Genomic DNA, 9,971 nt, shown 5'->3' on the forward strand with positions numbered 1-9,971 from the left:
GGGGAATACTCTTGGAAAAGATCATCGTCCGCGGCGGACAAAGGTTATCAGGTACGGTTAAAGTAGAAGGTGCAAAAAATGCCGTGCTGCCTGTGCTCGCTGCAACATTATTAGCAAGTGATGGAAAAAGTGTGATACGTGATGTACCCACACTCTCCGATGTATACACAATAAATGAAGTGATTCGCAACTTAAACGCTGAAGTGGCTTTTGACAATAATACAGTTGTTGTTGATGCATCTAGAGTGTTAAAAGAAGAGGCGCCGTTTGAATACGTACGAAAAATGCGTGCGTCTGTCCTCGTTATGGGATCGTTATTAGCTCGAAATGGCAGGGCCCGGGTTGCGTTACCTGGCGGCTGTGCGATTGGATCCCGTCCTATTGACCAGCACTTAAAAGGCTTTGAAGCAATGGGTGCGAAGGTAAAGGTAGGAAATGGTTTTATTGAAGCGGAGGTAGACGGCCGCTTAAAAGGTGCAAAGATTTATTTGGATTTCCCAAGTGTAGGGGCAACAGAAAATATCATGATGGCAGCGACTCTAGCACAGGGTACAACCATTATTGAAAATGTGGCAAAAGAACCTGAGATTGTCGATTTAGCTAATTTCTTGAACAAAATGGGCGCTCGCGTTAAGGGTGCCGGTACTGGTACTTTGCGTATTGAGGGCGTTGATGTATTATTTGGCGCTGATCATGCGATTATTCCTGACCGGATTGAAGCAGGTACGTTTATGGTAGCAGCTGCAATTACGGGTGGAGATGTATTGGTAAGAGGTGCAGTTCCTGAACACTTATCTTCTTTGATTGCGAAAATGGAAGAAATGGGCGTTGAGATTCATGAGGAAGAAGATGGCGTACGTGTCATCGGTCCTGATCGTCTGAAGGCAGTGGATATTAAAACGATGCCGCACCCAGGTTTCCCAACTGATATGCAATCACAAATGATGGCGTTATTGCTTCGTGCTGAAGGTACTTCTATGATTACGGAAACAGTATTTGAGAACCGGTTTATGCACGTAGAAGAATTCCGCCGCATGAATGCAGATATCAAGATTGAAGGCCGTTCTGTTATTTTAAATGGTCCTTCTAATTTGCAGGGGGCTGAAGTGTCCGCAACGGATCTTCGTGCTGCAGCAGCGTTGATTCTGACTGGTTTGGTGTCGGAAGGAATGACACGCGTGACTGAGTTGAAACACTTAGACCGCGGTTATGTGAACTTCCACGGCAAGTTGGCAGGATTAGGTGCAGATATCGAACGTATTACTGAAGCAGACGAAACGTTTGTTGAAGAAAAGAAATATGTTTCTGATATGAATGCGTAAAGCTTAATAAAATAGAATGAAATTTAAGTGAAAGAATCCCTTAGTAGACAGTCGTCTGATATCTGACGGCTGTGGTACTAAGGGATTCTTTTTGTGTTATAGTGACAGTCTTGGTGACAGGCACCATTTCTCAGGTGGGGTGTGTAATCATGGTGTTTACGATAGAAATGGTGCCTGTCACCGATCCTCAGGTGGGGCGGTTAATCATGTTGTTTACGGTAGAATGGGTGCCTGTCACCATTTCCATCATCATCATCATCAACAACAGCTAAAAAATCTGTAATAAATGCTTGTCCGCTTCCATATGTATGTAATTGAGACGCAATCCGGTAGGTTTGTGCTGGCTCGAGAATTTTACAAACTGGAGGCACTATCATGAACAAAATCAAACCACTCATCGTACTAGCATCACTCCTCATTGCCTTAACCATCATTATTCCCTCTGTCGTCGTGTTACCCTTCTCAGGGGATCGAAACTCGAGCGGAAAGCTCGAGGAAGAGTTAACCAAGGCCTCCGCAAAGGGAACACCGACAACCTCAAGCGTAGACGCTGATACGGCAGTAAAAGTAGCTGTTTTTCGCTCAGCAAAAAAGGTAATTGAAAAAGTTCCATTTGAAGATTATCTGATTGGGGTTGTGGCGGCGGAAATGCCGGCAGAATTTAAGGAAGAAGCACTCAAGGCTCAGGCACTAGCGGCACGAACATATATCGTAAACAGATTGGTAAATAAGGATACGATGGGTGTACCAAAGGGTGCACAGGTGACGGATACGCAAATCCACCAAGTCTATATGAATGATGCAGAAATGAGGCGCGAATGGGGCCAGGATTATACGTGGAAAAAGAAAAAGGTCATCGAAGCCGTACGCTCAACGGGCGGCCAGATTTTGACCTATGCCGGAAAACCGATCGATGCCTTGTTCTTTTCCACCGGAAATGGCTATACCGAAGACTCAGAGGACTACTGGGCTGGCAGTATCCCTTATTTACGAAGTGTATCAAGTCCCTGGGATAAAGAGTCACCGAAGTTTTCCAATCAAAAGGTGCTCACGGTGAGAGCGTTTGAAGCGAAACTCGGTGTGAAGATTGGCTCAAGTTCGACAATCGGGAAAATTGTCGCCCGGACCACTGGAAAGCGGGTTGCGAAAGTAGACTTTAATGGCAAAATGTTAACGGGCCGGGATATCCGTGAAAAATTAGATCTGAAGTCGTCCGACTTTTCTTGGCAGCGGAAGGGCAATAATATTGTCATTACGACGAAAGGCTTTGGCCATGGCGTCGGTATGAGTCAATACGGTGCAAACGGTATGGCTGAGGATGGGTCGAATTACAAGGAGATTGTGAAGCATTACTATAAAGGGGTAGAGATTGCCTCCGCAGAGAGTATGTTATCTACTTTAACTGCGCAGAAATAAATAAGCCAGGCGCCCCGCCTGGCTTATTTATTTTGTCTGGGGCATTTACCACTTTTTAAACCTTTTATAAAAGCAATGATTAACAGAATGACTGGAATAACCAGCTGAAAAGGCATATGAAAAAGATAGGGGATCATCACGGTGCCTTCTTCTATATGTTCTGAATAATTGGAAGCGATCGTAATCGAACCCATTATAATGACGGCCCCAAGAGGAAAAATAAGTATGGAATGGTCTTTAATTTTAAAAAGGTCGGCTGCACCAATGACCGCAACATAATAATAAAGACATAATTTAAAAAATCCAGCGACAATCAAATAAAGAATAAAAAAAATATCCAGACGTTGGATAAAAGTCGTGAGTTCAATTTTTCTAATCGTATTATAGAGTGGGAAAGGGGAGCGAATAAAAAATTCCACCCCTAATACCGCAACATTGATGACGGATGTAATCGTGATGTTAATACCGCTTAAAATTATTCCACTCAAACAAACCGTTAACACTTTCTTCTGATGTTTTAAAAAAGGCAGCAGCATCGTAAGGACGACCATTTCTCCGAAAGGAAAATTGATCGTTGTCCTTAAAACAGTTTTTAAAACGGGACTCCAGCCATTTTCAAGGATTGGTTTTAGGTTTTCTATATGTAAGATATCCGTAAATAAAATCGTAAAAAAACCCAAAATCGCTAATAAATAAACCCCAATAAAACAAAGCTCTCCCACTCTTGCGATAACCTCAAACCCCTTATAAATCCCGTACATAATCGTAATAATCATAAACGCATTCAGAACGATTAAGGGGGTGTTCGTATAAATGGTAGTCACTAAAAGTTCCCCGATGTCTCTTAAAATTCTCGAGCTCTGATATAAGAAATAAGAAATATAGAAAAAGGCAATCAAACCGCCTAACCATTTCCCCAGGATTTTTTGGACATAACTCGTCAAGAGAAGTTCAGGATAGTAGGTAAAGAGGCGGTAATAAATCAATAAAAGTAATACTCCCACTGCTAGTCCCAATAAATTTGCAATCCAGGCATCCTGTTTGGCCGATGATCCGGGACCAAACAAAACGGCAGTACCTAATTCAAATAAAACAATCAGGATAAACAATTGGTATAAACTGATTTGGAGCTTTGGCATAGGTTCATCCCTTCTCCCCTAAAACACATTGTTGGCAGGAAACATCTTCATTTAAAGTAAGGAAAAGTAAAATCCATCTATAATATGATGACCTTTTTTTCTTATTCTAGTATTTATTTTGACCAATTCGGTGGCACCAAAGCAATTCGAGAGGAAAGGGTAAAAACTGCATCAAAACCAATAACAAGTCCAACTTGGAAATTTTTTAAAAAAAGAATGCATAAAATTATCGCTACTGTCGAAAAATAAGTTTTAAAAATTTTTTTATCGCCGTGTATATAATTCTACTTATCTGTTCAGAATGATTGCTGAGGTGATGAAAATGAGAGAGGAAGAAAACAAACGATCTTCTCAAAGTTCCAGTGTAAAACGCTTTTTCAAAAAGCGTTGGGTATTTCCAGCCATTTATATCGCAAGTGCAGCAATCATTTTAACCGGAGTCCTATGGTATCAATCATCAAGCAGCAACACAAATAAGTTTGATTATAAGGCCACTGACCTTTCCGGTAAAAAGAACAATGCTCCAGCAGTTGAAGTAAACAAGTCAATCGAAAACTTCAAAATGCCAGTAGCTAATGCTGATGATGCTGTTGTCAAAACAAAATTCTATGATTTCACAGGTAAAGCTGCTGACCAAGAATCGGCCTTAGTATTCTACAATAATACGTATGTGCCAAACACAGGAATCGACATTACTGAGAAAAAAGGCGAAAGCTTTGATGTAACTGCATCACTAAGCGGAACCGTTACTCGTGTCGAAGAAGATGCAACCCTTGGAAATGTCATTGAAATCGAACACGACAAAGGTATTGTCACACAATATTCATCCGTGAAAGATATTCAAGTGAAGGTTGGCGACCAAGTTAAACAAGATCAAGTTATTGCCAAGGCTGGACAAAGCTTGTTCAACGAAAAAGCTGGAACCCATGTACATTTTGAAATTCGTAAAGACGGTGTAGCAGTAAACCCAACAAACTACTTCGAAAAGTCGTTGAGCACACTGCAAGAAGACACCCTTACGAATGATAGCAAAGAATCATCAAAAACTCCGGACGTAAAACAAGACCAACAAAAAATAGAAGATCCGGCTACAGATGACTCAACCAACTCTAAAGATAAAAGCAACTCATAATAAACGAACAAAGGGGAAGGGGAATAAATACTTTTCCTCTTTTTTTTATGGGAGCACGGGGACGGTTCTCTTGCTTCGGAAGCAAGAGAACCGTCCCCGTGCTCCTTTTGGGCAAAAAAAAATCCGCCATGAAGGCCGGATTATCAAAGGGGGTTGAATAAGTGTGAATAAATATAGTATAGCGTCTAGTTATGAACAAACTATTAAAAAACGATTAATAATTTCTAACAAGGGACACTTTTTGTGACGGAGGATGCCAATCCTGACTTAACCATTTCCACGCCTTAATATGTTAGAATGGAAATAAAAGGAGGGATTTGGTTGAAAAAAATAATTGGGATTCTGCTCGTGCTTGTGATCACCGTGATTGCCGGCTGCAGCAAGGAACCCACTCCAGAACAACGATTCTCCGATTACATAGCTTTATGGAACCAGCAAAAATTTTCAAAAATGTATAATTACCTTTCTAGTGATGCGAAAAAGAATATCAGCAAAGAACAATTTACAACCCGCTACGAAAAACTTTACGATGATCTGCAGATAAAGGACCTCAAGATCGACTTCAAAAAGCCGAAAAAGGATCAGGGAGATAAAGAACCCGTCCACTACTCTTTTACCGCCAGCATGAATAGTATCGCTGGTCCGATAAATTTTACCCAGCAAGCTAGATTACAAGAGGAAGAAAGAGACAATAACAAGAACTGGTATGTAGACTGGAATACTGAGTTCATTTTTAAAGGATTAAAGAAAGGCGACAAAATCAGCGTGAGTACGTCGGCACCGAAGCGCGGAGAGATTCTCGACCGCAACGGCACGGGTCTGGCGGTAAATGGCCAGGTATATGAGGTCGGCGTTGTCGCTGGGAAGCTGGATGATGCGGTTCTTTCGCAATTGGGACCTCTTCTTAAGATGACACGGGAGCAGATTAATAACTTGCTTAGCGCCAGCTGGGTGCAGCCAGGGCAGTTTGTGCCGCTCGCAAAGGTGTCAATCGATGACCAAAAGCGAATTGCTCAGTTGATTGCCCTTGAGCCAGTAAAGACGAGGAAAGTGGAGGCTCGGGTTTATCCTTATGGAAAGGCCGCGGCACCGCTTGTGGGCTATGTCGGGGCGATAACTGCCGATGAGCTAGAAAAATTGAAAAAAAATGGCTACACGAGCAGTGATGTGATTGGCAAGCGCGGACTTGAACAGGTGCTGGATGAGCGCTTACGGGGCACTAGCGGCGTGAAAATTGTCATTAAGAAGAAGACGGCCGGAAGTGCTGATGTGGTCCTTGCCGAGAAGCCGGTGGTTGATGGCGAGGATGTCAAACTGACGATTGATGCGGAGTTACAAAAGACAGTGTTTACGGAAATGGGTGAGGAGGCCGGAACAGCCGCAGCGATGAACCCGACGACGGGAGAAACGCTAGCGCTCGTTAGCAGCCCATCATTTGACCCGAATCAGGTTATGCTTGGTATGGCTGCGGAAGAATGGCAGGCACTGCGGCAGAATCCTAAACAGCCGTTGACAACCCGTTTTAAGCAAGCCTATGCGCCTGGCTCGGTAATGAAACCATTAACGGCTGCGGTCGGATTGGAGTCTGGTGCGATTGTGCCGGGTGAAGCGGTGCCGATTTTAGGAGCGAAATGGCAAAAGGATTCATCATGGGGCAAGTATTTCGTGACAAGGGTTCATGCCGGGACAGAGCCGGTGAACTTAGAAAAAGCGCTCGTTTATTCTGATAATATTTATTTTGCGCAGGCAGCATTGAAGATAGGAAAAGACAAGTTTGTTGAAGGACTGAAGAAATTTGGCTTTGAAGAAGCGCTTGCCTATCCGTTCCCGCTTGAGAAATCGGTAACCGGGACGCTTGGCAATGATATTGCGCTCGCTGACTCAGGGTATGGTCAGGGTCAAGTGCAAATGAGCATTGTTCATTTATTGGCTTCCTACACTCCGTTTGCAAATGGCAACGGAAATGTGATCAAACCGATTTTGCTGACGGATGAGCAGAAGGGGCAGGTTTGGAAGGAAGCGGCGGTCTCGGCTGAGAATGCCAAGTTGATTTCGGCGGATTTACGGAAGGTTGTGAGTGACCCAGGCGGAACGGCCCGTACAGCTCAGATCTCAGGGTATCCGTTGGCAGGCAAAACGGGGACGGCTGAGATAAAGCAAAAGCAAGGGGTAACTGGAACGGAAAATGGCTGGTTTATTGCTTATAATCCGGATCATCCGAGCTTGATGGTCGCCATGATGGTGGAGGGTGTCCAAGGCCGGGGCGGATCGCTGGTGCCGGTAAATAAGGTTAAAAATGTATTTATGAAGTGGAAATAAACTTAAGGTGGAGCACAAGTGATTTTTAAGATCGCTTGTGCCTTTTTATTTAACTATTCCTCAGGCTGGTATTGATATCTCCTCAAATCAATGATGCCATTCAGACCAATTTCAACACCTTCACTTTCAAGGGAAAACAGCTGTTCATGATAAGATTCATCGTCTGAGAGGGCAATCTTACCCTTGCTATTGATGACACGGTGCCAAGGCAGCTTATATTTCCTGCTCATCGAATGAAGGACACGAACCACCTGACGAGCGGCACGGGGGCTGCCAGCGAGTGCAGCAATTTGGCCGTAGGTCATGACTTTGCCTGCAGGGATGCTGCGAATAATTTGAATGACATTTTCCGTAAATGGGGTCATAGGGGTTAATCCTTTCTGTTCCGGTAATTATTAGGTGGGCATAATTTATAATAGGAACATTATATAATATTTTGAACAGGCGAGTGAGTCCATTTTCCGTATGAAGGCTAGTGATTTCATCATTTCCCTGTTCGCGCCTTCCTAAAAAACGAAAAACAAATTGCAGGAAAATAACATTTTCAAAAAAATTCATTCGACAAATTCTTTGCAAGCCAATCGGTGCTTTAGATGGAAATCTGAAGGAGAACCCTTGGGGGACGTGGCTTTCTTGCAAATGTCGAAAAAATGGAATCCGTCCTATTTTCAAAAAATTTCCTAACCAGCCTTGTCCCGTTTGTCTATTTTGTGCATAAACCCGTATCCAAGCTAATAAAATGGTTACAAACCTTTACAAAGAGAGTGTTTGAGGTGAGGAGTCGTTTGCAGATAACAGGTATTTAGCCGGGGACATGATTATTCATCGTATTGACAGAAGGTTACAACTTTCTGCCGTGTGGAACAAACATGCATTCAGTGTCCGCCCAACGTGGACAATGTCTTTTTGTGGTGCCTGTCACCATTACTACTACACACGGAAGTAGAATTCGTCGAAGTGATAAGCGGGTCTCATTTCACACTACTCACATCCAATTTAGGGAGGGCGAGAGTGTGCACGATTACATCAAAGAGAGAACTATCAAGATTGGAAAGTATATCGTGGAGACGAGGAAAACGGTTCGCGTCATTGCGAAGGAGTTTGGCGTATCCAAAAGTACGGTCCATAAGGATTTGACAGAGAGACTTCCTGAGATTAATCCAGAGCTGGCAAATGAGGTTAAGGAAATTCTAGATTACCATAAATCAATCCGTCACCTCAGGGGTGGAGAGGCGACAAAGATGAAATATCAGAAAGAAGAAAAAGAAGGCGAGGTCGTCAAGTAAGCGACATTGCTAGAACATGATAGAACTGGAAACTTCTATGAAACCCGAAAAAAGAGGAAACAAGCAATCTGATCCCAGATTGCTCTTTTCATGCAAACCAACCTATTTTTCAACCCAATTCCCCCTATTTTTAACAAAATCCAACAAAGTCATTAATATTGCATTAAATTGTTATGGAAAAGTTACTGAATATGATAAAATAGTCAATTAGGAAAAGAATGTGGATTTTTGTTTCCAAGGAGGAAAGAAAAGAGAATGTTTGCAAGGGATATTGGGATTGACTTAGGGACGGCCAACGTGCTGATTCACGTTAAAGGCCGTGGTATTGTACTGAATGAACCTTCCGTCGTGGCGATTGATAAAAATACAAATAGAGTTTTAGCTGTCGGTGAAGAAGCGCGCCGTATGGTCGGACGTACACCAGGAAACATCGTGGCAATTCGTCCGCTAAAAGACGGGGTAATTGCTGACTTTGATGTAACTGAAGCGATGCTAAAGCATTTCATTAATAAATTAAACGTAAAAGGCTTTTTATCAAAGCCGCGCATCCTGATTTGCTGCCCAACAAACATTACCAGTGTGGAGCAAAAGGCAATCAGGGAAGCAGCTGAAAAAAGCGGCGGCAAAAAGATTTACTTGGAAGAAGAGCCAAAGGTGGCGGCAATCGGTGCCGGAATGGACATCTTCCAGCCTAGCGGTAACATGGTAGTGGATATCGGGGGAGGAACAACCGATGTAGCGGTCCTTTCAATGGGCGATATCGTGACTTCTTCCTCCATCAAAATGGCCGGTGACAAGTTCGACATGGAGATCCTCAATCACATCAAGCGCGAGTATAAGCTCTTGATCGGGGAGCGCACGGCTGAAAATATTAAAATTAACATCGGTACCGTCTTCCCAGGATCTCGTTCAGAAGAAATGGAAATCCGCGGCCGTGACATGGTTAGCGGCTTACCGCGCACGATTACCGTTCGTTCTGAGGAAATCGAAGGGGCATTACGTGAATCAGTGGCTGTTATCGTTCAAGCAGCAAAAAGTGTCTTAGAGCGCACACCACCAGAACTTTCTGCTGACATCATCGACCGCGGCGTTATTTTAACAGGCGGCGGCGCATTGCTGCACGGCATCGACATGCTCCTTGCTGAAGAACTTAAGGTGCCAGTATTGGTTGCAGAAAACCCAATGGACTGCGTAGCGATCGGCACAGGCATCATGCTCGATAACATCGACCGGATCTCACACCGCAAGTTAGGATAAATATTACTACAATATAAAAAGTCTAATGAAGCAGGCTGGACAAGCCTCCCGTCATTAGGCTTTTTTATTTTTTCAAAAAAACGTGGGGACGGTTCTCTTG

At 43.4% G+C, this 9,971-nt stretch carries 10 protein-coding genes; 7 read left to right on the top strand and 3 right to left on the bottom strand.

Features of this window, described 5'->3' with window-relative positions; all coding sequences use genetic code 11:
- Positions 1-11 precede the first annotated feature (11 nt).
- Positions 12-1,322, top strand: a complete 1,311-nt coding sequence (murA, locus tag V7077_RS14805) for a UDP-N-acetylglucosamine 1-carboxyvinyltransferase (protein WP_335503030.1) — start codon at positions 12-14, stop codon at positions 1,320-1,322.
- A gap of 200 nt (positions 1,323-1,522) precedes the next feature.
- On the opposite strand, the gene V7077_RS14810 is transcribed toward murA, so the two are convergent.
- Positions 1,523-1,720, bottom strand: coding sequence for a hypothetical protein (locus V7077_RS14810; RefSeq protein WP_335503033.1), 198 nt, complete (start codon positions 1,718-1,720; stop codon positions 1,523-1,525).
- Between V7077_RS14810 and spoIID the strand changes: the two genes are divergently transcribed.
- The gene (gene spoIID / locus V7077_RS14815; protein ID WP_335503036.1) at positions 1,698-2,738 is read left to right on the top strand and encodes a stage II sporulation protein D; all 1,041 of its coding nucleotides are present in this window, start codon (positions 1,698-1,700) and stop codon (positions 2,736-2,738) included. The genes V7077_RS14810 and spoIID overlap by 23 nt on opposite strands.
- A gap of 23 nt (positions 2,739-2,761) precedes the next feature.
- Here the strand turns inward: spoIID and V7077_RS14820 are convergent, their stop codons facing one another.
- Positions 2,762-3,877: a GerAB/ArcD/ProY family transporter gene (locus tag V7077_RS14820; protein ID WP_335503039.1), complete on the bottom strand. Its 1,116-nt coding sequence runs from the start codon at positions 3,875-3,877 to the stop codon at positions 2,762-2,764.
- Positions 3,878-4,199: 322 nt separating this feature from the next.
- Here V7077_RS14820 and V7077_RS14825 point away from each other — a divergent pair, with 322 nt between their 5' ends.
- The 3 genes from V7077_RS14825 (at position 4,200) to V7077_RS14835 (ending at position 7,328) form a co-directional block, all read left to right on the top strand.
- Entirely contained in the window at positions 4,200-5,009 is an 810-nt protein-coding gene (locus V7077_RS14825; protein WP_335503042.1) for a M23 family metallopeptidase, read from the top strand.
- 317 nt (positions 5,010-5,326) lie between these two features.
- Positions 5,327-5,467, top strand: coding sequence for a hypothetical protein (locus V7077_RS14830; protein ID WP_335503085.1), 141 nt, complete (start codon positions 5,327-5,329; stop codon positions 5,465-5,467).
- Positions 5,460-7,328, top strand: a complete 1,869-nt coding sequence (locus V7077_RS14835; protein ID WP_335503080.1) for a penicillin-binding transpeptidase domain-containing protein — start codon at positions 5,460-5,462, stop codon at positions 7,326-7,328. Before V7077_RS14830 ends, V7077_RS14835 begins: the two co-directional genes overlap by 8 nt.
- Positions 7,329-7,381: 53 nt before the next feature.
- On the opposite strand, the gene V7077_RS14840 is transcribed toward V7077_RS14835, so the two are convergent.
- Positions 7,382-7,693 (bottom strand): MGMT family protein, encoded by a 312-nt coding sequence (locus V7077_RS14840; RefSeq protein ID WP_335503045.1) that lies wholly within the window; start codon positions 7,691-7,693, stop codon positions 7,382-7,384.
- A gap of 648 nt (positions 7,694-8,341) precedes the next feature.
- On the opposite strand from V7077_RS14840, the gene spoIIID reads away from it, so the two are divergent.
- A complete protein-coding gene (spoIIID, locus tag V7077_RS14845) occupies positions 8,342-8,614 on the top strand; it encodes a sporulation transcriptional regulator SpoIIID (RefSeq protein ID WP_075686609.1) in 273 nt (90 codons plus the stop codon).
- Between the two features lie 255 nt (positions 8,615-8,869).
- Positions 8,870-9,871, top strand: a complete 1,002-nt coding sequence (locus tag V7077_RS14850) for a rod shape-determining protein (RefSeq protein ID WP_235741541.1) — start codon at positions 8,870-8,872, stop codon at positions 9,869-9,871.
- Positions 9,872-9,971 lie beyond the last annotated feature (100 nt).

This window comes from Neobacillus vireti (genome assembly GCF_036962465.1).
GTDB classification, from domain to species: domain Bacteria; phylum Bacillota; class Bacilli; order Bacillales; family Cytobacillaceae; genus Neobacillus; species Neobacillus vireti_B.